Raw genomic sequence first — 20750 nt, 5'->3', positions numbered from 1 at the left:
CGCTCGTCAGTGGAGCACCGCCGTGTTCCCGCGCGTCTCGATCAGGTCGGCGCCGACCGCGTCGGCGAGCTCCTCGGCGAGCTCGTCGGTCGTGGTACCCCCGCGGGCCGCGCGGAGGAACTTCACCTTCACCAGCTTCCGGTCGTCCAGCTGGTCGGCCAGCTCGTCGACGACCGAGTCGATGCCGTGCTTCCCGACCCAGACGGTGACGTCGAGGTCGTGCGCCTCCTTCCGCAGTTCCTGGTCGCTCATACGCGGTCGAGTCGGTCGCGCGCATTGAAGCTTGAGGTTCGGTCGCGCCGGGCTCGCCGCCGCGACGCCGCCCGCCGCGACGCCGTCGCCCCGCGTCACCGCTCGCGTTCGACGTCGCGCTCCCGGTCGGCGGCCCGGTTCCGCTCGGCCCACTCGGCGGCGTCTTCGGGGGTCTCGGTCTCTAACAGCCGGTCGAGCTTGCGCTCGAACTGCTCGTCGGTGAGGTCGCCGTTCGCGTAGCGGGTCCGCAGGCGCTCTAAGGCGTCAGCGGTGTCGGCGGGCTCGTCGTCGCTCTCCGCCGTCTCCCCGTGTCTGCCCCACAGCGGATCGGGGTCGTACTCCTCGAACTCGGACTCCTCGGCCTCCTCGTCGAACAGCATCGAGACGACCGGAACGATCACGATGTAGCCGAACAGCATGAACCCGAGCCACCAGTCGAACCCGAGCAGGAGGGCGGCGAGCCACGTCCCGGTGACCGTCGTGGCGGCGATGCCGCTCGCGTTGCGGCGGAGCCGGTCGCGGAGGGTCTCGTCGTCGGCCATCGCCGTGACGGTCTCCGTCGCGGTACAAAGTCGTATCGCCGACCGGCGACGACCGGACCGCCTGGGGGACGGGACGCCTACGACTCGATTTCGACGGTTATCCCGTCGCGGTCGACCGCCAGCCGGAACGTCGGCACGGTGCGGTAGACGACCTCGACGACGTTCTTGCGTTCGAGGCTGCGGAGCGCGCGCCGCACCGCGTCGACCTCGGGGTCGGCGTCGTACGCCTCCCGGAGCGCGTTGAGCACGCTGACGACGGACTGCGAGCGCTCGTCCGGGCCGGCGAGCACGTCGACCACCCGCGACTCCAGCTCGGGGACGCGGATCGTCTCCGGCACGCCGCCGCGCGCGACCGCGTCGGGCTCGACGCCGGGCTCGACATCGACGAGGTCGTTGGCCTCCGCCGTGGCGCGGATCAGGCTGTCGTCGTCGCGGTAGTAGTACTCCTTCAGGTGGGTCTCCAGGTAGCCGTGGACCTCGCTGCCGCTCTCCATCTCCCACGCGTCCTGGAGCTCGCCGTTCTTCGTCGGCTGGAGGCGGACCACGTCGGCGAGCCGGTCGCGTTCCTCGTCGGTGAGGCTCATCGCACCTCGACCGCGCTCGCGGCGCGGACGATGGCCTCCTCGCCGAACTTCGGGCCGACGAGTTGGAGCCCGACCGGGAGCCCGTCCGCCTCGCCCGCGGGCACGGAGATCGCGGGGAGGTTCGCGAGGTTGACCGGCGTCGTGTTCGCGTCCGCGAGGTACATCCGCAGCGGGTCGTCGAGGCTCTCGCCCAGCTCGAAGGGGAGGACCGGCATCGTCGGCGACGCGATCACGTCGACGTCGTCGAAGGCGTCCTCGAAGTCCCGACGGACCCACGCGCGGGCGTCCTGCGCCTTCTCGTAGTACTTGTCGTGGTAGCCGGCCGAGAGCGCGTACGTGCCGAGCAGGATCCGCCGCTTGACCTCCGCGCCGAACCCCTCCTCGCGGGTCTCCGCGAACGACTCGTTCCAGTTGCCGTCGGCGTCGCTCCGGTGGCCGTACCGGACGCCGTCGAAGCGCGCGAGGTTCGAGGAGGCCTCCGCCATCGCGATCACGTAGTAGGCCTGGACCGCGTGCTCGACGGAGGGGAGCGAGATCTCGGTCGTCTCCGCGCCCTGCGCCTCCAGGTCGTCGATCGCGGCCTCGACCGTCTCGACGACGCGCTCGTCGGCGCCCTCGAACAGCTCCGTGGGCACGCCGACCGTCAGGCCCGCCACGTCGCCGTCCGCGGCCGCGGCGTAGCTCGCGTCGGGGTCGGCGCCCTCGACCTCGCGCAGGTCGCGGGTCGTCCCGTCGTTGGGGTCGTCGCCCGCGATGACGTCGAGCGCGGCGGCCGCCTCCTCGACGGTGTCCGCGATCGGGCCGATCTGTTCGAGGGAGTTCGCGTACGCGATCAGGCCGTACCGGGAGACGAGCCCGTAGGTGGGCTTGATCCCGACGACGCCGCAGAAGGCGGCCGGACAGCGCACCGAGCCGCCGGTGTCGGAGCCGAGGGCCACGTCGGCCTCGCCCGCCGCGACCGCGGCCGCCGAGCCGCCGGAGGAGCCGCCCGGGACGCGGTCGGTGTCCACCGGGTTCCGAGTGGGGCCGAACGCGGAGGTCTCGGTCGTCGTCCCCATCCCGAACTCGTCCATGTTCGTCTTGCCGACGACCGTCGCGCCCGCCTCGGTCAGGCGGTCGACGACGGTCGCGGAGTAGGGCGGGACGTAGTCCGCCAGCATCTCCGAGCCGCAGGTCGTCCGGATCCCTTCGGTGGAGATGTTGTCCTTCACGGCGACGGTTTTGCCCGCCAGCGGGCCGTCGGCGTCCGCGTCGCCCTCGATCGTCGCCTCCGTGACGAAGGCGTTGATATCGGCCGCCATTACGACACCTTCGGGCCGACGAAGAAGCCGTCCTCCGTCTCCTCGGCGTTCGCGAGCGCCTCCTCCTGGGAGAGCCCCTCGCGGACCTCGTCCGGGCGCATCACGTTGACGAGCTCCTCCTCGCGCTCCGTCTCCGGGACCTCGTCGAGCGCGGCGAAGTACTCCAAGATGTCGCCGAACTGCGCCGCGAACTCGTCGACCTCCTCGTCGGCGAGCCGCACCCGCGCGAGATCGGCGACGTGTCTGACCTCCTCGGCGTCGACGGCGGCCTCGCCGTCGTCCGACGCTGCGGTGTCGCTCATACCCGAACGTACCACGCGGGCGGCGAGTAAGGGTTTCGGAAGGGGGCCGGCGACGCCGGGTCGGGGCGGGACCCGGAATCACCGGACCTGATCGACGAACGCGAGCCAGCGCTCGTGGCCCGCCAGCGTGTCGGCGTGGTGCTCGTCGGCGAACCCCGGCCGGCGGATGCCCTCCAAGGCGTTGAGCGCGCGGTCGATGCCGACGACCTCGTCGGCGAGCGCCTCGGCGGTCTCGCGGCCGAGGGGGTCGCTCTCCAGCCGCTCGACGCGCCGCGCCCGCTCGGCCCTGAGCGACTCGCGCGCCGCAGTCACCTTCCGGTCGAGCGCGGGCGGGACCGCGTCGACCTTCCGGGTCTCGACGATGAACGCCGACAGGTCGACGGCGCTCCCGTCTATCTCGACCTCGTCGGGCACGCTCGCGCCGACGGTCGCGCTGGGGCTGTTCACGCGGTCGAGGAGGGCCTCGCGAACGCCGTCGTCGATCGCCGTTCGCTCCGGGTCGCTCATGGGTCCGCGTGGGCGACGGAGCCGGGAAAAATCATCGGCCGCCGGTCGGATCGGTCCGCCGGCGTCCCGCGTCCGCTTCGGTCGTCCGGTCCGCCGCCTCACTCGTCCTCGTCCGCCCGCACCGTCATCACCGGCACGTCCGAGAGCCGGACGACCTTCTCCGCGACGCTGCCGAGCAGGTACCGCTCGACGCCGGTCCGGCCGTGCGTCCCCATCACCACGAGGTCGGCGTCGGCCTCGTCGGCGTAGCGCAGTATCACCGAGTGGGGCGTCCCCGACTCGACCGCAGTCGTCAGGTCGACCTCGCCGGTCGAGGCCTGGATGAGCGCCTCGGCGTGGTCGGTGAGCCCGGCCTCGACCTCCTCGGGGTCGGGCCCGTCCCCGTGCCGCCCGATGTAGCCCTCGTCGGGCGACCGCCCGCTCATCGCCTGCGGGTCGTCGTCGAGGAACGCCCCGCTCAGGCCAAGCCCGCCCTCGCGGGTGTCGATCACGTGTAACACGTCCACGCTCGCGCCGAACTGCGACGCGAGCGCCCCCACGTGCGCCGCCGCCGCCTCCGATCCGGCGCTCCCGTCGGTCGGGTACAGTATCCTGTCGTACATCGTACCACCAAGTTGAAACTTCGAGGAGCGGGGTGAAAAACGCATCGCAGCCCCCGTTCGCGGCCGATCCGCGAGTTCGTCTGGTCGGCAAGCGGGTGAGACCGCGGCGTCCGCGGGCGGGCTGGCGGGGTTACAGCAGGTCGTTCGAGACGAGGCGGTCGACCGCCTCGCGCAGTCGCTCCTCGCTCGCGGCGTAAGAGATGCGGGCGTAGCCGGGGGCGTTGAACGCGCTTCCGGGGACGCAGGCGACGGCCGCCTGCTCGATCGCCGCCTCGCACCACGCCTGGTCGTCGTCCGCGACGGGGATCATCATGTAGAACGCGCCGTCGCCGACGTCGACGTCGACGCCGTGCTCGTCGAACAGGTCCACGAGGAGGTCCCGGCGGTCGGCGAAGGCGTCGCGCATCTCTTCGACCGACGCCTCGGTGTTCTCCAAGGCCTCGATCCCCGCGCGCTGGACGAAGTTCGTGGCACAGGAGACGGAGTGGGAGTGGAGCTTCCCCGCCTCGCCGACGAACTCGTCGGTGGCGTGGAGGTAGCCGAGCCGCCAGCCGGTCATCGAGTACGCCTTCGAGAAGCCGTTGATCGTCACCGTGCGGTCGGCCATCCCGTCGAGGCTCGCGAGCGAGACGTGGTCGGCGTCGTAGACGATGCGCTCGTAGATCTCGTCCGAGATGACGGCCACGTCGTGCTCCACGGCGAGGTCGCGGACGCCCTCCAGGGCCGCCTCCGAGAACACCGCGCCCGTGGGGTTCGACGGGGTGTTGACGACGAGCAGCTCGGTGTCGTCCGAGACGGTCTCGGCGAGCTCGTCGAGGGCGGGCTCCAGCTGGAAGCCGTGCGGCGCGAGGTCGACGCGCGAGAGGTCGGCGCCGGCGAGCTTCGCCATCGCCTCGTAGGAGACCCACGCCGGGTCGAGCAGGACGACCTCGTCGCCCTCGTCGATCAGCGTCTGGAACGTCTCGTACAGCGCCTGCTTGCCGCCGGGGGTGACGATCACCTCGTCGGCGTCGGCCTCGATCCCGTTGCCGCGGAGCTTCTCCGCGATCGCCGCCTTCAGCTCGGGCACGCCGTTCGAGGAGGTGTACCCCGTGTGGCCCGCGTCGAGGGCCGCCTTCCCGGCCGCGACGACGTTCGCCGGGGTGTCGAAGTCGGGCTCGCCGACCGAGAGGTCGACGATGTCCGCGCCCTCGGCCTCCTTCTCCGCCGCCAGGTTCGATATCGCCAGCGTCGCGCTGGGCTCTACGCGTCCGATCCGCTCCGAGAAGTCGTATGCGTCGCTCATGTGTCGTGTGTGATCGTCGTGTCCGTCAGTCGAGTTCCGTCGCGAGGTCGATCGCGGCCGCGGCCGCGTCCGCCCCCTTGTCGATCCGCTCGCGCGCCTCCGCGCCGGACATCCCCGGGCCGCTCACGCCGAAGGTGACCGGCGTGTCCCGGTCGAGGCTCACGTCGGTGAGCTTCTCGGCGGTCGCGTTCGCGATGACGCGGTCGTGGTCCGTGTCGCCGGTGACGATGGCGCCGACGACCGCGACGGCGTCGACGTCGTCTCGGCGCGCCAGCCGGTCGGCGGCCAGCGGGCTGTCGTACGCGCCCGGCACGCTCAGTTCGTCGACGACGACGGCGTCGCGGTCGGCGGCCGCCTCGCGGGCGGCCTCGGCCATCGGCTCCGTGACGGAGTCGTTGAACCGCGCCACCACCAGTCCCAGCGAGACCATACGCGACGTGGAGCGGGCGACGGCAAAGGTCTACCGTTCGACCGCAGGGTTGCCGGGCGAACGCGTTCGGGACGGACTGGGGCGGTCGACTGATCGGTCATGAATCGACCTGCGGTGGCGCGTGCCTGCGAGGTCGCACCGCGGCCGAGCAGCACGCGCGAGGGAGTCGGCCGACCGCAGGGAGGCCGACGAGGCTGGGGAGGTGTGAGGTGCGGTTGCGGTGCGGTCGGGTGGGGCTCGAAGGGGCAGTCGGGAGGCGGGCGCAGGCGACGCAAGCACCACAGGGAGCGAACAGAGTGAGCGACCGAGGAGCGCAGCGAGCGTGCGTCCGCCTCCCGACTGCCCCTTCGAGGTGTTCCCCGACGAGTTAGCAGCGATCGGTTATGAATAAACGAACGAGTCGAGTCTCGGCTTTCCGGCCACGCGCCATTAATACGTCTCCGACGCCAACACGAGTCCATGACCGACACCGAGACCGCGACGGTCGGCGGCGGCTGCTTCTGGTGCGTCGAGGCGGCGTTCAAGGAACTCGACGGCGTCGAGCGCGTCACCTCCGGCTACGCCGGCGGCCACGTCGAGGACCCGAGCTATCGCGAGGTGTGTACCGGCAACACCGGCCACGCCGAGGTCGTTCAGGTCGAGTACGACCCCGAGGCGCTCTCTTACGAGGAGATCCTCGAGATCTTCTTCACCGTCCACGACCCGACCCAGCTGAACCGACAGGGGCCGGACGTGGGGAGCCAGTACCGGTCGATCGTGTTGTATCACGACGACGAGCAGCGCCGGCTCGCCGAGGAGTACATCGCGGCGCTCGACGAGGAGGGCGGCTACGACGACGACGTCGTCACCGAACTCGAGCGGCTGGAGACGTTCTACCGCGCCGAGGAGAAACACCAGGACTACTTCGAGAAGAACCCGGCCGACGCCTACTGTACGATGCACGCGCAGCCGAAGGTAGAGAAGGTCCGCGAGCGCTTCCGCGAGAAGGTGAAGGCGTAAGTGACGGGACGGAACACCGCCGAAGATCCAGTCGCTCACTTATAAATAGCTGAACGCGGACCGCCGGTGAACACCGCCGAAGCCCCAGTCGCGAGGACTCGCGCGGCTCGTTGCGCGCTTCACTCGGTCGCTCACTGCGTTCGCTCCCTCGTTCAGTGCTTACGTCGCCGTGCTTCGCCCTCGCGACTGCCCCTTCGAGTCCCACCCCGCACCGCGACCGCACCTCACGCCTCCCCAGCCTCGTCGGCCTCCCTGCGGTCGGCCGACTCCCTCGCGCGTGCTCCTCGCGGCCGCCTTCGGCGGCCACTCGCAGGCACGCGCCGGGATCCCAGTACAAGTCCTCGCGTCGCGCCACAACCTATTCCCTCTCGCCGGCCGAACCCATCTCCGATGAAGGTCGGCCTCATCTCGGACGTTCACGCGAACCTCCCGGCGCTGGAGACGGTCCTCGACGACATGCCCGCCGTCGACCGGATCTACTGCGCGGGCGACGTGGTCAGCTACAACCCGTGGCCGGCCGAGTGCGTCGAGCGCGTGCGCGAGGTCGCGGCCGCGACGGTCCGGGGGAACCACGACCGCACCGTCGAGAGCCCGCACCGGTACAGCGCCAACCGGATGGCCGAGGCCGGCCTCGAGCACGCGAAGGCGTCGCTGTCGGCCGACCAGCGCGAGTGGATCGACGCCCTCCCGCGGACGGAGACGTTCGCCGGCGACCGGTACCTGCTCGTCCACTCGCACCCCGCCGCCGAGCGCGAGGACGCCTACGTCTACCCGGAGGAGTTCCCGAACCTCGACCGGCACATGGGCGAGTACGACGGGATCGTCCTCGGCCACACCCACGTTCAGGGGTGCCGCGACGTGGCCGGCGGCTTCGTGTGCAATCCGGGCAGCGTCGGCCAGCCGCGCGACGGCGACCCGCGGGCGGGCTACGCCGTCCTCGATGCGACGGCCGACGGGAGCGACGCAGTCGAGACGCACCGCGTCGAGTACGACGTGGACCGCGTCGCGGCCGCGGTCCGGGAGGCCGGCCTCCCCGAGACGACGGCGGAGCGGCTCTACGAGGGCAGGTAGGTCAGTCCCGGTCGGCGGTCGCCGCGGCGTCCGGGCTCACGCCCAGTTGCTCGTAGCAGAACGCCCACGAGTCCGTCTGCTCGTCGACGATCATCGAGGCGGGCTTGCCGACGCCGTGCCCGGTGGCCGACTTCGTCCGCAGCAGGAACGGCCCGCCCGCGGCCTCGTTCTGGAGCCGCGCGGTCATCTTCCGCGCGTGCGAGGGGTGGACGCGCGTGTCGCTCGCGGCCGTGGTGAAGTAGACAGGCGGATACGACTCGTCGGCGTCGACGTTGTGGTACGGCGAGTACGCGCGGAGGTACTCGAACGCCTCCGGGTCCTCCGGGTGGCCGTACTCCGTCGTCCACGACTCCCCGAGCAGGAAGCGGTGGAACCGGAGCATGTCCAGCAGGGGGACCGCACACTGCGCGGCGGCCCACAGGTCCGGGCGCTGGGTGACCACCGCGCCCACCGAGAGCCCGCCGTTCGACCCGCCGGCGACCGCCAGGTGGTCAGTGTCGGTCAGCCCGGACGCGCAGAGCGCCTCCCCGGCCGCGACGAAGTCGTCGAAGGTGTGCTGTTTCTCCGCGAGCATCCCGGCCTCGTGCCACGGCTCGCCGTACTCGTACCCGCCGCGGGCGCACACCGCCGCGAACGCGCCACCGTCCGCGAGGAACGGCAGCCGGAACCGGCCGAACGACGGGGTGATACTGTTCCGGAAGCCGCCGTAGCCGTACAGCAGCGTCGGGCGCGGGCCGTCGACGGCGGCGTCCTCGCGGTAGCAGACGAACACCGGCACCTCGGCGCCGTCCGTCGAGTCGACGAACCGCTGTTCGACGACGAGGTCGTCAGGGACGGGGAGGTCGACGGAGTCGACCTCCGTCGACGCCAGTTCGTCCTTCGCGTCCGCCCCGCCGTCGAGGTCGAGCGCCCGGACCGCCGGCGGCCGGTCGAAGCCGGTGAGCCCGAAGAACGCCTCGGGCGCGTCGCGGTTCCCGGAGACCCACGTGACGGAGCAGTACGACGGCAGCGACACGTCGCGCAGGTGCGTCCCGTCGCGGTCGTGGACGGAGAGCCGCGAGTGGGCGTCGCGCTGGCGGTGGACGAGGAGGCGCTCGGGAGTCGGCGCCACCGACTGGATGATCCCCTCGCCGCCGGGGAGCAGCTCGCGGCACTCCTCGAAGGAGAGGTCGCCCTCGCGGAAGCGGTCGACCGAGCAGGCGAGCACCCGCCGCCGGGGCGCGCCGTGGTCGGTCGAGACGAACGCCGTCCCGTCGTGGAACTGGACCGACGTCTCGGCGTCGGTGTCGGTCAGGACGGGGCGGAGGTCGCCGTCGACGTGGACGTACCACTCGGTTCCCCCCACCATCTCGGAGAAGGCGACCGCGAGCAGCCCGGAGTCGGGGTCGACCGTGACCCGCGGCCAGACGTGCTGGTCGTCGTGTTCGAGCAGGAGTTCCTCCGCCTCGGGACCGTCCGCGAGCCGGAACCGGCGGATCTCCTTGTCCATCTGCGCGCCGTCGGCCGCGCCGCCGGTCGCGACGTAGACGACCCCCTCGCCGTCGGCCGTCCAGGCGAGGCCCCCCGCGTTGACGCGGCCGCGCTCGGGGAGGACCGCGACCTCCTCGACGCCCGCACCGTAGCCTCCCGAGCCCTCGGATGCCGGCGATTCAGTCGGGTCGGGCACCGACAGGACTCGCACGTCGTAGTTCTCGTCGCCGCCCTCGGTGACGCCGACCGCGACGCGCTCGCCGTCGTGCGACGGGACGTACCACGCCATCGACCGCGGCGGACGCCCCTCGTCGCGGTTCGCGGCCCAAGCGTTCGGGTCGACGAGGAGGCGGCCGTCGCCGTCGGGAGCGTCGCGGACGACGAGGCGGGCGTGGTCGGCCCCGGGCTCGCGGACCGTCGCGAAGTAGCGCCCCTCGCGGACGGCGATAGGGCCGTAGTCGGCCACCTCGACGAGGTCCTCGAAGCGCGGGCGGAGCCGGTCCCGGAGCGCGTCGTCCAGCGTCTCGTCGACGTGGGCGTTCTGGGCGTCGACCCACTGGTCGACCGCCTCGCCGTCGCCTTCGAGCCATCGGTACGGGTCGTCGACGTCGACCCCGTGGAGCGTCTCCGTGACGACCTCGCGGCGCGTCTCCGGCGGAGAGCGGGCCGGAGCGGATTCGCGTGGCATACGGATCGGTGTCGCCGGCGACGCAAAACCGCTGGGGTCGCGGCGGCCGAGGCCGCCGATCCGCTCGCGTCGCGGGGTCCGAGGCAGACGCGTCACGGCCGAGCCACGGCCGGGTCCCTCACGGCCACAGGCCCGCGACGAACAGCAGGTTCCGCGCGGCGACGGCCAGCGAGAGCGCGCCGACGCCGCCGCACATCAGGGTGGCGACGAACCGTCGCGTGCCGCCGGCGACCGCGACCGGGAGCCCGATGACGGCCATGCCGACGACCTTCGTGAGGAGCATCCCGCCGAGGAGGCCGAACCGGGAGATGAACAGGCGGCCGACTGGCGACCCCTCGACGTACTCGCTGCCCGAGAGCGCGACGTAGGTCGTGCCCACATCGGCGGCGATGCCGACGAGGAGGAGGCACACGGCGAGGGCGAGACGAGTGACCACTGACCGAGCGAACGCGGTACGCACCAATAAACCTCCGGACGGGGGGCGGAAGCCGTCACGGTCGGGCGTCGATCCACCTTCCGGCGCGGAGCGAACGGGGTTGGCCGCGGGACGCGCACAACAAGACGGTATTTAACCCGGTGGGTCGCCTACGAGCGGTAATGAGTTCGTCCGACGACGAGTACGAGATCGCGGTGGTCGGCGGCGGGCCGGCCGGGCTGACGACGGCGCTGTACGGGGCCCGACTGGGCCACGAGACGGTGCTGATCGACCGCGGCGGCGGCCGCGCGGCGATGATGGCCGACACGCACAACGTGATCGGCGTCACCGAGGACGTTTCCGGCAACGAGTTCCTCGCCACCGGGCGCGAACAGGTGGAGTCGTACGGCGGCACCTTCGAGCGCGGCTTCGTCACCGAGGTCGAGCGCACCGACGACGACCGGTTCCGACTGGAGACGAACGACGCCGAACTGGTGGCGGACCGCGTCGTCCTCGCGACCGGGTTCTCCGACGAGCGCCCGGACCCGCCGCTCCCGCGGACGGGCAAGGGGCTCCACTACTGCCTCCACTGCGACGCCTACATGTTCGCCGACGAACCGGTGTACGTGATGGGCCACGGCGAGGCCGCCGCCCACGTCGCGATGATCATGCTCAACGTCACCGACGACGTGGACGTGCTGACCCGCGGCGAGGAGCCGACGTGGAGCGAGGAGACCGCCGCGCAGCTGGAGGCGCACCCCGTCGACGTCGTCACCGAGGAGGTCGAGGGCGTCGAGAACGACCCCGACACCGGCTGGCTGGAGGCGCTGGAGTTCGCGGACGGCACGCGCCGCGAGTACCGCGGCGGCTTCGCGATGTACGGCTCCGACTACAACACCGTCCTCGCCGAGGGGCTGGGCTGCGACCTCAACGACGACGGCACCATCGCCGTCGACGACCACGGCCGCACCAGCGAGGACGGCGTGTTCGCGGTCGGCGACATCACGCCGGGCCACAACCAGGTGCCGGTCGCGATGGGCCAGGGGGCGAAGGCCGGCCTCGCGATCCACAAGGAGATCCGGGAGTTCCCGCGCTCGACCGAGGAGATCGCGCGCGACGGCCCCGTCGGCGAGGACGAGGTGCCCGCCATCCCGCCCCACCTCATGGCGACCGCCGTCGCCCACGAGGGGCACGCGGGCGGGCCGCGCGAGTCCGCCGAGGCCGAGGGGGCCGAGGCGCCGGCCACCGACGACTGATCGCCGCCGACTTTTCAGCGGAACTCGTCGAGAGAGACTCCGGACCTCTCGCAGAGCGCACTGCGCGCGGCCGATGGGATCCAAATCCCACGGAGGCGTCTCTCGGTTTGTCCGAGAGCTGCGCCGGCCGTGGCTCTCGCGGGCGGTGCGAGGTGCGAGGGACGCGAGCACCCCGATTGCGAGCGAGAGGTCGGGGGGCGCACTCACTCCTTCGTACGCCAGTCGGGATTTGAACCGGAACCAGACGTGCTCGCTCGCTGCGCGCGACTGATACGGTTCAAATCCCGCGGCAGTTTCTCTCACTACGTTCGAGAGATGCGCCGGCCGGGACTCCCGCGAGCGAGTGGGAGTACGGGCGGCGCACGAACGAAGTGAGTGCGCCGGCCGGGATTTGAACCACGGTCGCTCGCTCCGCTCGCTCTCTGATTCAAATCCCTCTGCGCATCCTGACGCACGGACTCACTCGTCGCAGTCGTTTCCGGTTCGTTGTGTCCGAGAACTGCGCCGGCCGGGACTCCCGCGAGCGAGCGAAGCGAGCGAGTGGGAGTACGGGCGGCGCACGAACGAAGTGAGTGCGCCGGCCGGGATTTGAACCCGGGCCATGAGCTTGGAAGGCTCAGGTCCTACCACTAGACCACCGGCGCTCGCGTCGGTCGATGGCGCACCTACACGTAGGCGGAACGGCTTTCATAAGCGTTCCGTGTTCTGACGGGACGAGCCGCGACCGTGACTGGCAGTAGTACTTAAAGGCCCCTGATACTGTGGACCCCTCCCAGCGCGTTAGAACGCTTTTCAGCGGCTTAGAAATCTGTTCGGCACCTATGTGGGTAGCCACCCAACGTACACCCGTGAGGTGACACCGATGTCATACCAATCGAGCAATCCGCTGGTCGGCGAGGTCGAGTTCGCGCTGGAGGGACCCTGGGCGACGTACTGGATCGCGTTCCTCCGCGTCGTCACCGGCTGGTGGTTCTTCCACGCCGGCGTGACGAAGATCATCACAGACGGGTTCGCGTACAGCTACGGCCCGGCGTACATGCAACAGATGAGCGGGACGGTCCTCGGCGGCATCCCGGTCTGGATGGGGAACAACCTCGCGTGGCTCATCGAGCCCGGTGTGCCCCTCTTCGAGACGCTCATCGGCCTCGCGCTGATGGCCGGGGCGCTCACCCGCTTCGCCGCCTTCGGCGGGGTCATCTTCATGATCCTGTTCTGGGTCGGCAACGCCGGGTTCGGCCACGGCGTCGTCAACAGCGACCTGATGGGCCTGCTGCTGTTCATGACGGTGATCGTGCTCGCGGCCGGTCGGTACTACGGCCTCGACGCGATCATCGAGGACACGGAGCTCGTCAAACAGAACCCCAAGCTGCGGTACCTGCTCGGCTAACGAGGTGACCGAAAATGACAGACATCATCGACAAGGCGGCACGGGCGTTGAGCGCGGGACTGATGCTGTTCGGCATCGCGGTCCTCGGACTGGTCGAGACGCTGGCCGGGCAGCCGTTCGCCCCGGTCCCGATGAAGAACGAGGCGGGCGACGTGGTCGCGACGCCGCTGATCGCGCCGGAGATCCGCACCGGCTTCGTGCTGGCCGGCATCGCGGTGCTCGGCCTCTACGCGGCGTACCGGCTCGTGGCGCCGCTCCCGGACGACCGAGGCGTCAGCCACGAGTCGATGGCGGACTGAATCGCGCGGGAACCGCCGACCGCGACGACACCGGCGGAACGCGCCGTCGCGGACGACGACGGTCACTCTTCTGTTGAACGCGCGCGCTCGTCGAGCGACTGCTCCGATCCGGCTCCAGTCTCTGTCTCCGAGCCGCTCGCGTCGGTGTCGGTGCCGCCGTCCGTGCTCGCGGCCGCGGCGTCCGACGCCTCCTCGTCGGCGCCGAACGAGAACGCGGTGTCGGCGTCGAGCGCCACGGCCCCGGCGTCGGCTGACGCCGCCGCGTCGCCGGCGGCGGCCTCGTCGGCGTCGACTTCGAAGTCCTCGGTCATCTCCCGCAGGTCGCGGGCGCGCTCGTGGAGGTCGTGCGCCTGCTCGGAGACCTCGCCGAGCGTGGCCGCCTGCTCCTCGGCGGCGGACGCGACGGTGGTCGCCTCGGCGGTGGTCTGCTCGCTCACGCCCGCGAGCTCGTCGACCGCGCCGGTCACCTCGTTGACCGACGCCGCCTGCGCGTCCATCGCCCCGGAGATCTCCTGGACGCCGTCGTCGGCCTCGCTCACCCGTTCGGAGACCTCTTCGAGCGCGTCCTCGGCGTCCTCGACGACGCCGACCCCGTCGTCGACCCCGTCGCGGATCGCGGCCATCTCGTCGACGCTCTCGTCGGTGCGCTCGCGGAGGCTCTCGATCAGGGCCTCGACCTCGGCGGCGGACTCCTGGGTCTCCTCGGCGAGCGACTTCACCTCCTCGGCGACGACCGCGAAGCCGGAGCCGGCCTCGCCCGCGCGGGCCGCCTCGATCGAGGCGTTGAGCGCGAGCAGGTTCGTCTGGTCGGCGATCTCCGAGATCGTCTCGACGATCTCGTCGACCTCCGCCATCTCGGACTCGAGCCGCTCGATCGTCTCCGCGGCCGACTCCGAGCGCGCCTCGATGCCGTGGAGCTCCTCGACCGCGTCGGCCGCCGCCTCGCGGCCCTCCTCGGTGAGCGCGTCGGCCTGCCGGGAGGTGGTCGCCACCTCGTCGGCGGAGGCCGCGACCTCCTCGACGGTCGCCGACATGTCCTCCATCTCGCTGGCCACCTCGGCCAGCCGCCGACTCTGCCGCTCCGCGCCGGCGGATATCTCGTCGACCGCGTCGCTCGTCTCCCGGCCGGCGGCCGCGGCCTCGTCGGTGCCGTCGGTCACCGCCTCGCTGCGGTCGGCCACCTCGACGGCGAAGGCGTCGACCTCCGCGATCGCGGCCTCCAGTTCGTCCATCGCGTCGTTGAACTCCGCGGCGATGTCGCGGAGGGCCTCGGGGTCCTCGGGGTCGGCCTCCAGCCGCGCGGTGAGGTCGCCGTCCGCGCAGGCGGCCATCGTCTCGCCGAAGTCCCCGGCGCGCGACTCCAGCCGCTCCGCGAACGCCTCGCTCTCCGCCTTCGCCGCCTCGGCGCGCTCCCGCTGCGTCTCCGCCGACTGGATCTGGTCGCGCAGCGAGTCGCGCATGGTGGCGAACGCCGCGGAGAGGTCGCCGAACTCGTCGCGCCGCTCCGTGTGGAAGTCGACGTCGAGGTCGCCGTCGGCCAGCGCCGTCGCCCGCACCCGGAGCTGGTTCAGCTCTGCGACGGTGCCGCGGCCGAGCGTCAGGCCGAGCAGCCCGAGCCCGACGATCGCGACGCCGACGATGAGGAGCAGGTTCCGACCGATCATCCCCGAGAGGGCGTACGCCTCGGAGAGCGGGACGTGGACCGCGACGTACCATTCCTCGGTCTCCAAGGGCGCGTACGCGACGAGGTACTCGCCGCCGTCGGCGAAGCTGAACGTGGCCGACGGGAGGAACCCGACGGCCCGCGTGTCGTCGAGCATCGCCGAGCGAACGTCGGTGTCGTAGCGGATCCCGGAGACGTAGTCGGCGTTGCTCGCCGCGATCCGGCCGTCGGGCTGGACGATGGTCGTGAACGCGCTCTCGGTGGGCTGACGGAAGTCCTCGGTGACGGGGGCGAGCGAGATCTCCATCACGAGGTACTCCCGCAGCGGGGTCGACGCGACGTACGCGATCCGGCGCTCGCCGTCGACCATGTAGGTGGGGCTCGTGAACACGTCGTCCGCGAACAGGAGGTCGTCGTCGAACCACGCCTGCGAGGTGACCGACTCGCCGGCCTCTCGGTCGGTGCTGGCGAGGACGGCGCTCTCGTCGCGGTCGACGAAGTGGAGGGCGGTGACCGACTCGGCGGTCCGCGAGAGGTGCGAGGAGAGGTAGCTGTCGACTTGGGCGGGGTCCTGGGAGAACGCGTGGTTGTCGGCGATCTCCGTGAGCACCGAGCGGCGGTCGCTCGCCCAGCCGTCGAGCTCCGTGGCGCTCAGCTCCGCGACGGCCGTGTAGTCCCCCTGCGCGTTCGATTCGAGCTGGTCCGTCGTCTCGGCGTACGTGACGGCCCCGACGGCCCCGATGGCGAGGACGACGACGACGAGGGCGACGAGGAACTTCGCGAGGTAACTCCGGGCGACCGCGTCGGGCGCGACCCGACGCAGGACCCGTTCGAGGAAAGTGTCAGCCATTACCATCAGGCGGTCGACAGGGACTCTTTAATCCACCCCCTGCGGTATCTCTCGTGATAATCAGCGGTCCGGCGGCGACGCCTCCGCGTAGCAGTTCCCGCTCGAAACCGTCACGTGGTGCGGTTCGAGGTCGCTTTCCGCGAGGTCGGACTCGAACTCGGACGGCGAGTAGATGTGATAGTACCGGGGGACCGTCTCGCCGCCCGGCAGCGTCCAGTCGACGGTCGTGTCGAACCCCTCCTCGCGGTCGAAGCGGTCGTGCGCCGTGCTCCACGCGCTGACGAGCGCGGTCCCGCCCGGCGCGAGGACCCGGGCCAGTTCGTTCAGGCTCTCGACGCGGGCGGCCCGGGGCGAGAGGTGGTGGAGCGTGGCGACGTAGACCGCGAGGTCGACCGCGCCGTCGCGGACCGGCAGCGCGGCCGCGTCCCCATGGACGAACGCAGTCGCGTCCAAGTACCCCCGCTCGCGGGCGCGGGCGACCGCCTCGTCGAGCAGCCCGCGGCTGAGGTCGACGCCGACGGCGGCCTCGGCGCGCGCCGCGAGCGCCTCCGTGTGCCGCCCGTTCCCGCAGCCGACGTCGAGCGCGACCGCCCCCGACCGGCCGTCGAGGAACGACTCGACCTCAGGCCAGGCGTACTCCCGCGTCTTCGAGAAGTGCGCCGCGATGCGGTCGTACGTCGCCCGCGGGTCGCCCGTCGACCCCGCGTCGCCCCCCGGATCGGAGTCCATACGTTCCCGTCGACCGCGACCGGTTTAGCTCGTGCGGCCGCGGCCGAGTCCGTCCGGAGCGACGGCGCGTCGGCGCGACCGGCCCGACCGGGACCGCCGCGTCACGCCACGCCGATCGCGGCGAACGCGACGAGCGTGAGCGCGAGCAGCACCACGACGTGTTTCACGCCGTCGCGGACCGACCCCTCCCCGAGCTGGCCGGCGACAAGCCCGGAGCAGACCGCCTGGATCGACGCGGCGTGGAAGAACAGCTGCTCGTAGACCGCCACGTCGATGTCGCCGATCCCGTCCGTGATCCCGCCCGGGCCGCTCGGCACCCCGGTCCCGGCGTCCGGGAGGCCGCCGGTCCCCGGGACGCCCGCCGCCTCGATGGCGGGGATGAACGACACCGAAAGCGCCGCGATGATGCCGAGGAACACGAGGAAGGAGATGTAGATGACGATGAGGTAGGTGAGCATCACCTGCCGGCGCTCGCGGCGGAGCGACCAGGTCGCGCGCGACTCGTCGGCGGCGATCCGGAGGACGGGTCCGACGTCGCCGCTCGCCCGGATCGCGTTGGTGACGAGCGCGACCGCCCGGGAGGTCATCGGGGACCGGACCCGGCGCTCCAGCCGGCGCAGCGCGGTCGAGACGTCCGCCCCCCAGTCGATGTCGCGGCGGGTCCGGCGCAGGTCCTCGGTCAGCGCCTCCAGGTTCGAGTCGGCGACGCGGCGGACGCTGCCGACCACGGCGGTCCCCGCCTCGTTGACGCTGGCGAGGCGGTCGAGGAAGTCCGGCACCGCGGACTCGACGCGCCGGACCCGGCGCTTGCCGGACTCGTAGGCCACCGCGTACGCCGCGAGGACGAGCGCCGTCGCGACGACGGTCGGCCCGTCGATCTGGTCGACCATCTCCACGGGGGTCCCGAGCGTGACCGGGAACGCGAAGACGAGCAGGCCGACCACCGCGACCGGGACCGCGGCGAGCGGCACCGTCCGCGGCGAGTCCAGCACCGTCTCGACCGGCGAGGCGGCCAGCCGCCGCACCCAGCGGAGTCGGTCGTAGACCCGGAGCCGCTCGCGGTTCTCGGCCCGGCGGCCGGCGCCCGCGCCGGTCGCGCTCGGCCCGTCGCCCGGGGCGCTCGCCTCCCGGCCGGCCGCCGCGCCGCCGTCGAACCGCGGGGAGCCGCCGCGGTCGCCCGGTTCGTCCGTCGCGTGGCGCACCCCGGTGACCGACGGGGTGTCGGGGTCGTCGAGCGACGACGCCGCGACGGTCTCGGTGCCGCCGACGCCCTGCGTCACGCTGTCGACGTAGACGACGAAGCCGAAGGTGGCGAGCGGCACGCCGAAGTAGACGACGACGCGGAGGAGCGGGAGCGTGTCCTGCAAGACCAGCCCGATGACGACGAGGATGGTGATGAAAAAGAGCGGGCCGGCGACGAGCGCGGTCACGTACGCCTCGGCGAACGTCGAGAGCAGCTCCAGGTACTGTTCCTGTTTGGCCTCCGCCTCCGCCTGGTAGCGCTCGTACTGGTCGTCGAGGAACGACGACACCGACTGCCCGGTGCCGAGGACGGAGGCGAGGTTCTCCGAGAAGTCCGCCAGGTCGTCGCTGGGCGTCCGCCGCGAGATGCGCTGGAGCGCGGTGAGCGCGTCGGTCCCGAAGGCGTTCATGTCGCGCACCGCGACCGACAGCTCCGTGGCGGCCTCGCCGTACACCGCCTCGTTCTGCGCCAGCGTGTCCATCACCCGCGGGAACGCCATCCCCGAGCGCGAGAGCGCGTACATGAACGCGACCGTCCGCGGCAGGGTGGCGTCTATCTCGGCGGCGCGCGCCGCGGCCCGCTGGTCGAGCAGCTGCCACCGGGCGACGTACGCGCCGAGCGCGAGCCCGGACCCCACCGTCGCGGAGACGACCGCGAGCAGGACGAACAGCCGCCCGAGCCCGAGGTCGGCGAGGCGCGCGACGACGGCGACGAACTCGACCGCGGCCGGGAGCGCCTCGCGGATCGCCGCCTCGCCGACGTCGAGCGCGGCGAGCAGCCCCGCGGCCGCGTACACCCCGATCACGCTGCCGGCGACCCCGAGGACGGCGGCGTACAACAGGGTCCGCGAGGCGTAGACGCGGTGGGTCGTGCCGGCGACGTGGGCCGCGCGCATCCGGTCGCGTTGGGCCCGCCGCCGCGCCTCGTTCTCGCCGACGTAGTCGCCGAACGCCGTCAGCGCGACGCGGGTGACGAACAGGTCCGCCCGGTCGTCGACGAGCGGGAGCGCGAGCGCGAGACAGGCCGCGACCGCGGCGGCCAGGGGGAGGTACGCGATCATCCGTCCGCGGGGTCCGCCGTCGGGTCGCCGGCGGCGCGACCCTCCTCGGCCGCGAGGTCGTCGGCGTCGACGCCGTCGGCCGCGGCGGCGCGATCGTCGAGCCGCTCCATCACGCGGTCGGGGTCGGCGTAGTACTCGTTGACGAGGGCGGTGAACGTCCGGTAGTCGTCGATGCCGAGCGCGGAGAGCAGTTCGAGGAAGCGCTCGCGCCGCCGGACCTCGCGCAGCAGCTCCGAGCGCGACCAGCCGCGCTCGTCGGCGATCTCCTCTAACAGCGAGGAGTCGTTCCGGCGGAACGTGTCGGCGTCGGGCACCCACTCGAACGCCGAGGAGTAGTCCAGCTCGCCCGTCCGCTGGTCGATGCCGCCGATCTCGCCGATCGTCTTCGCGCGGCGCACGCGCTCGTCGTCGGAGCGCGTGAGCGTCTGGACCGAGAGCATGTCGAGCGACTGGACCATCGCCCGCGGGACGTTGATCGGCTCGTTCTCCAGCCGGTTGATCACCGTCTCGATCGAGTCGGCGTGCATCGTCGAGAACGTGGTGTGGCCGGTGTTCATCGCCTGGAACAGCGTGATCGCCTCCTCGCCGCGGACCTCGCCGACGACGATGTACTCGGGGCGGTGACGCAGCGCCGAGCGCAGCAGGTCGTACATGTCGATGTCGGTCCCCTCGTACCGGCGCTCGCGGGTGACCGCCGAGAGCCAGTTGTCGTGGTACAGGGAGAGCTCTCGGGTGTCCTCGATGGTGAGCACCTTCGCGCGCGGGGGGACGAACATCGACACCGCGTTCATCGAGGTGGTCTTCCCGGATGCCGTGCCGCCCGCGAAGATGAGGCTCTTGTTGTGCTCGATACAGAGCCAGAAGTACGCCATCTGCTCGATCGAGAAGGTCCCGTACTCCACGAGGTCGACGGGCGTGAACGGGTCCTCCGCGTACTGGCGGATGGTGAACGCCGACCCCCGCGGCGTCACCTCCTCGCCGAGCGCGAGCTCCGCCCGCGACCCGTCGGGCAGCGTCGTCTCGACGATGGGGTCGCCGACGGAGACGTGGCGCCCCGACTGCTGGGCGAGCCGGATCACGTAGCTGTCGAGCGCCTCCTGGCCGAACGAGACGTTCGTCTCGACGTCCGTGTACTCGTCGTGGTAGACGAAGATGGGGAGGTCGTACCCGTCACAGGAGACGTCCTCGATGTGGCGGTCGTTGAGGAGGGGGTCGACCTTCCCGTAGCCGCGGAAGTCGCGGTAGAGGTAGTACGCGAGCGCGTGGAAGGAGTCCATCCCCACCTCGACCCCGTACCCCTCAAGGAGCGCCTCCAGCTCGGATTTAAGCGTCTCCTCGTCGGTCTTGCCGGTCCCCTCGCGGTAGAGGAGCGGGTCGCGGATGTCGTCGACGACGCGGTCGAGCAGGTCGCGCTCGAAGGCGTCGAGTTCGGGCTCGACCGCGTAGTAGCGGTGTTCGCTCTCCGCCTCGTCGTAGGTGATCACGACGTACGCGTAGGGGGCGTTCACCCAGTACCGGTCGACCTCGCGCTCGTCCTCGGGGACGACGAACGAGGCGAGCGGGCCGTCCTCGCCCGGGCGGAACGGGCGGACGTCGAGCGTCGACCCCTGGAGCAGTTCCCACGCGTGCGAGAGGCGCCGCTGGAGGTCCTCGATCCGGTCGCCGAGGTCGCTCCCGCCGGCGTCACTCGCCATGGATACGGGGCCATAGAGTCGGGGGGAAGTTAAACTACCCCCGACAATTATCACGACCGACATCGGGGGCGCGGCCCCGGGTCGGCTCCGGATTCCGGCGGCGCCGGGGCTCGGGGCCGCC

20 protein-coding genes and 1 tRNA gene are annotated in these 20750 nt (G+C 71.6%); 5 read left to right on the top strand and 16 right to left on the bottom strand.

The features are described from left to right. Positions 1-6: 6 nt before the first annotated feature. From EXE48_RS02285 to ribH, 9 genes are all read right to left on the bottom strand, one after another. Positions 7-252: a YhbY family RNA-binding protein gene (locus EXE48_RS02285; RefSeq protein WP_053772372.1), complete on the bottom strand. Its 246-nt coding sequence runs from the start codon at positions 250-252 to the stop codon at positions 7-9. A gap of 95 nt (positions 253-347) precedes the next feature. Further along, on the bottom strand, positions 348-794 hold the full coding sequence (locus EXE48_RS02280) for an SHOCT domain-containing protein (protein WP_137710671.1): 447 nt from the start codon (positions 792-794) through the stop codon (positions 348-350). 77 nt (positions 795-871) lie between these two features. Continuing rightward, positions 872-1378, bottom strand: a complete 507-nt coding sequence (locus EXE48_RS02275; protein WP_137710670.1) for a DUF5797 family protein — start codon at positions 1376-1378, stop codon at positions 872-874. Beyond that, positions 1375-2679: an Asp-tRNA(Asn)/Glu-tRNA(Gln) amidotransferase subunit GatA gene (gene gatA, locus EXE48_RS02270; protein WP_137710669.1), complete on the bottom strand. Its 1305-nt coding sequence runs from the start codon at positions 2677-2679 to the stop codon at positions 1375-1377. The genes EXE48_RS02275 and gatA overlap by 4 nt, the downstream gene beginning before the upstream one ends. Continuing rightward, positions 2679-2981, bottom strand: coding sequence for an Asp-tRNA(Asn)/Glu-tRNA(Gln) amidotransferase subunit GatC (gene gatC, locus EXE48_RS02265; protein ID WP_053772279.1), 303 nt, complete (start codon positions 2979-2981; stop codon positions 2679-2681). The genes gatA and gatC overlap by 1 nt, the downstream gene beginning before the upstream one ends. 78 nt (positions 2982-3059) lie before the next feature. Next, positions 3060-3488, bottom strand: coding sequence for a DUF5788 family protein (locus tag EXE48_RS02260; RefSeq protein WP_121599055.1), 429 nt, complete (start codon positions 3486-3488; stop codon positions 3060-3062). Between the two features lie 98 nt (positions 3489-3586). Then, the gene (locus tag EXE48_RS02255) at positions 3587-4090 is read right to left on the bottom strand and encodes a universal stress protein (protein ID WP_121599056.1); all 504 of its coding nucleotides are present in this window, start codon (positions 4088-4090) and stop codon (positions 3587-3589) included. A 130-nt stretch (positions 4091-4220) separates the two neighbouring features. Further along, positions 4221-5375 carry a pyridoxal phosphate-dependent aminotransferase gene (locus EXE48_RS02250; protein ID WP_137710668.1) on the bottom strand — a complete coding sequence of 385 codons (1155 nt, stop codon included), beginning with the start codon at positions 5373-5375 and terminating at the stop codon, positions 4221-4223. A 25-nt stretch (positions 5376-5400) separates the two neighbouring features. After that, complete coding sequence (ribH, locus tag EXE48_RS02245) at positions 5401-5805, bottom strand: 6,7-dimethyl-8-ribityllumazine synthase (protein WP_053772283.1); 405 nt, start codon at positions 5803-5805, stop codon at positions 5401-5403. Positions 5806-6264: 459 nt separating this feature from the next. Here ribH and msrA point away from each other — a divergent pair, with 459 nt between their 5' ends. Next, positions 6265-6804, top strand: coding sequence for a peptide-methionine (S)-S-oxide reductase MsrA (gene msrA, locus EXE48_RS02240; protein WP_053772284.1), 540 nt, complete (start codon positions 6265-6267; stop codon positions 6802-6804). 390 nt (positions 6805-7194) lie between these two features. Then, positions 7195-7875, top strand: a complete 681-nt coding sequence (locus EXE48_RS02235) for a metallophosphoesterase family protein (protein ID WP_137710667.1) — start codon at positions 7195-7197, stop codon at positions 7873-7875. 1 nt (position 7876) lies between these two features. Here the strand turns inward: EXE48_RS02235 and EXE48_RS02230 are convergent, their stop codons facing one another. Next, positions 7877-10033 carry a prolyl oligopeptidase family serine peptidase gene (locus EXE48_RS02230; RefSeq protein WP_137710666.1) on the bottom strand — a complete coding sequence of 719 codons (2157 nt, stop codon included), beginning with the start codon at positions 10031-10033 and terminating at the stop codon, positions 7877-7879. A 118-nt stretch (positions 10034-10151) separates the two neighbouring features. Then, positions 10152-10469, bottom strand: coding sequence for a hypothetical protein (locus EXE48_RS02225; RefSeq protein WP_121561992.1), 318 nt, complete (start codon positions 10467-10469; stop codon positions 10152-10154). A 161-nt stretch (positions 10470-10630) separates the two neighbouring features. Here EXE48_RS02225 and EXE48_RS02220 point away from each other — a divergent pair, with 161 nt between their 5' ends. Next, entirely contained in the window at positions 10631-11704 is a 1074-nt protein-coding gene (locus tag EXE48_RS02220; RefSeq protein ID WP_053772288.1) for an NAD(P)/FAD-dependent oxidoreductase, read from the top strand. A gap of 573 nt (positions 11705-12277) precedes the next feature. Here the strand turns inward: EXE48_RS02220 and EXE48_RS02215 are convergent. Next, positions 12278-12348 (bottom strand) — tRNA-Gly (locus EXE48_RS02215). Between the two features lie 218 nt (positions 12349-12566). Between EXE48_RS02215 and EXE48_RS02210 the strand changes: the two genes are divergently transcribed. After that, complete coding sequence (locus EXE48_RS02210; protein ID WP_053772373.1) at positions 12567-13091, top strand: DoxX family protein; 525 nt, start codon at positions 12567-12569, stop codon at positions 13089-13091. 14 nt (positions 13092-13105) lie between these two features. Next, on the top strand, positions 13106-13390 hold the full coding sequence (locus EXE48_RS02205; RefSeq protein WP_053772289.1) for a hypothetical protein: 285 nt from the start codon (positions 13106-13108) through the stop codon (positions 13388-13390). 62 nt (positions 13391-13452) lie between these two features. On the opposite strand, the gene EXE48_RS02200 is transcribed toward EXE48_RS02205, so the two are convergent. From EXE48_RS02200 to EXE48_RS02185, 4 genes are all read right to left on the bottom strand, one after another. Next, a complete protein-coding gene (locus EXE48_RS02200; protein ID WP_137710665.1) occupies positions 13453-15903 on the bottom strand; it encodes a methyl-accepting chemotaxis protein in 2451 nt (816 codons plus the stop codon). A gap of 60 nt (positions 15904-15963) precedes the next feature. Continuing rightward, positions 15964-16632, bottom strand: coding sequence for a class I SAM-dependent methyltransferase (locus EXE48_RS02195; protein WP_137710664.1), 669 nt, complete (start codon positions 16630-16632; stop codon positions 15964-15966). A 101-nt stretch (positions 16633-16733) separates the two neighbouring features. Continuing rightward, entirely contained in the window at positions 16734-18935 is a 2202-nt protein-coding gene (locus EXE48_RS02190; protein WP_137710663.1) for a type II secretion system F family protein, read from the bottom strand. After that, positions 18932-20629, bottom strand: coding sequence for a type II/IV secretion system ATPase subunit (locus EXE48_RS02185; protein ID WP_053772293.1), 1698 nt, complete (start codon positions 20627-20629; stop codon positions 18932-18934). Before EXE48_RS02185 ends, EXE48_RS02190 begins: the two co-directional genes overlap by 4 nt. Positions 20630-20750: the final 121 nt, after the last annotated feature.

The sequence above is a fragment of the Halorubrum sp. ASP1 genome, assembly GCF_005435135.1.
Taxonomy (GTDB): Archaea; Halobacteriota; Halobacteria; order Halobacteriales; family Haloferacaceae; genus Halorubrum; species Halorubrum tropicale.
The sequence above is the reverse complement of the archived record's forward strand: the minus strand, read 5'-3'. Positions and strand labels throughout refer to the sequence as shown.

Coding starts and splice junctions, on each gene's coding strand:
- EXE48_RS02190 (WP_137710663.1), bottom strand. CDS start 18,935: ATGATCGCGTACCTCCCCCTGGCCGCCGCGGTCGCGGCCTGTCTCGCG.
- EXE48_RS02200 (WP_137710665.1), bottom strand. CDS start 15,903: ATGGCTGACACTTTCCTCGAACGGGTCCTGCGTCGGGTCGCGCCCGAC.
- EXE48_RS02230 (WP_137710666.1), bottom strand. CDS start 10,033: ATGCCACGCGAATCCGCTCCGGCCCGCTCTCCGCCGGAGACGCGCCGC.
- EXE48_RS02235 (WP_137710667.1), top strand. CDS start 7,195: ATGAAGGTCGGCCTCATCTCGGACGTTCACGCGAACCTCCCGGCGCTG.
- EXE48_RS02205 (WP_053772289.1), top strand. CDS start 13,106: ATGACAGACATCATCGACAAGGCGGCACGGGCGTTGAGCGCGGGACTG.
- EXE48_RS02275 (WP_137710670.1), bottom strand. CDS start 1,378: ATGAGCCTCACCGACGAGGAACGCGACCGGCTCGCCGACGTGGTCCGC.
- msrA (WP_053772284.1), top strand. CDS start 6,265: ATGACCGACACCGAGACCGCGACGGTCGGCGGCGGCTGCTTCTGGTGC.
- EXE48_RS02280 (WP_137710671.1), bottom strand. CDS start 794: ATGGCCGACGACGAGACCCTCCGCGACCGGCTCCGCCGCAACGCGAGC.
- EXE48_RS02220 (WP_053772288.1), top strand. CDS start 10,631: ATGAGTTCGTCCGACGACGAGTACGAGATCGCGGTGGTCGGCGGCGGG.
- EXE48_RS02195 (WP_137710664.1), bottom strand. CDS start 16,632: ATGGACTCCGATCCGGGGGGCGACGCGGGGTCGACGGGCGACCCGCGG.
- EXE48_RS02210 (WP_053772373.1), top strand. CDS start 12,567: ATGTCATACCAATCGAGCAATCCGCTGGTCGGCGAGGTCGAGTTCGCG.
- EXE48_RS02260 (WP_121599055.1), bottom strand. CDS start 3,488: ATGAGCGACCCGGAGCGAACGGCGATCGACGACGGCGTTCGCGAGGCC.
- EXE48_RS02285 (WP_053772372.1), bottom strand. CDS start 252: ATGAGCGACCAGGAACTGCGGAAGGAGGCGCACGACCTCGACGTCACC.
- gatC (WP_053772279.1), bottom strand. CDS start 2,981: ATGAGCGACACCGCAGCGTCGGACGACGGCGAGGCCGCCGTCGACGCC.
- ribH (WP_053772283.1), bottom strand. CDS start 5,805: ATGGTCTCGCTGGGACTGGTGGTGGCGCGGTTCAACGACTCCGTCACG.
- EXE48_RS02250 (WP_137710668.1), bottom strand. CDS start 5,375: ATGAGCGACGCATACGACTTCTCGGAGCGGATCGGACGCGTAGAGCCC.
- gatA (WP_137710669.1), bottom strand. CDS start 2,679: ATGGCGGCCGATATCAACGCCTTCGTCACGGAGGCGACGATCGAGGGC.
- EXE48_RS02255 (WP_121599056.1), bottom strand. CDS start 4,090: ATGTACGACAGGATACTGTACCCGACCGACGGGAGCGCCGGATCGGAG.
- EXE48_RS02185 (WP_053772293.1), bottom strand. CDS start 20,629: ATGGCGAGTGACGCCGGCGGGAGCGACCTCGGCGACCGGATCGAGGAC.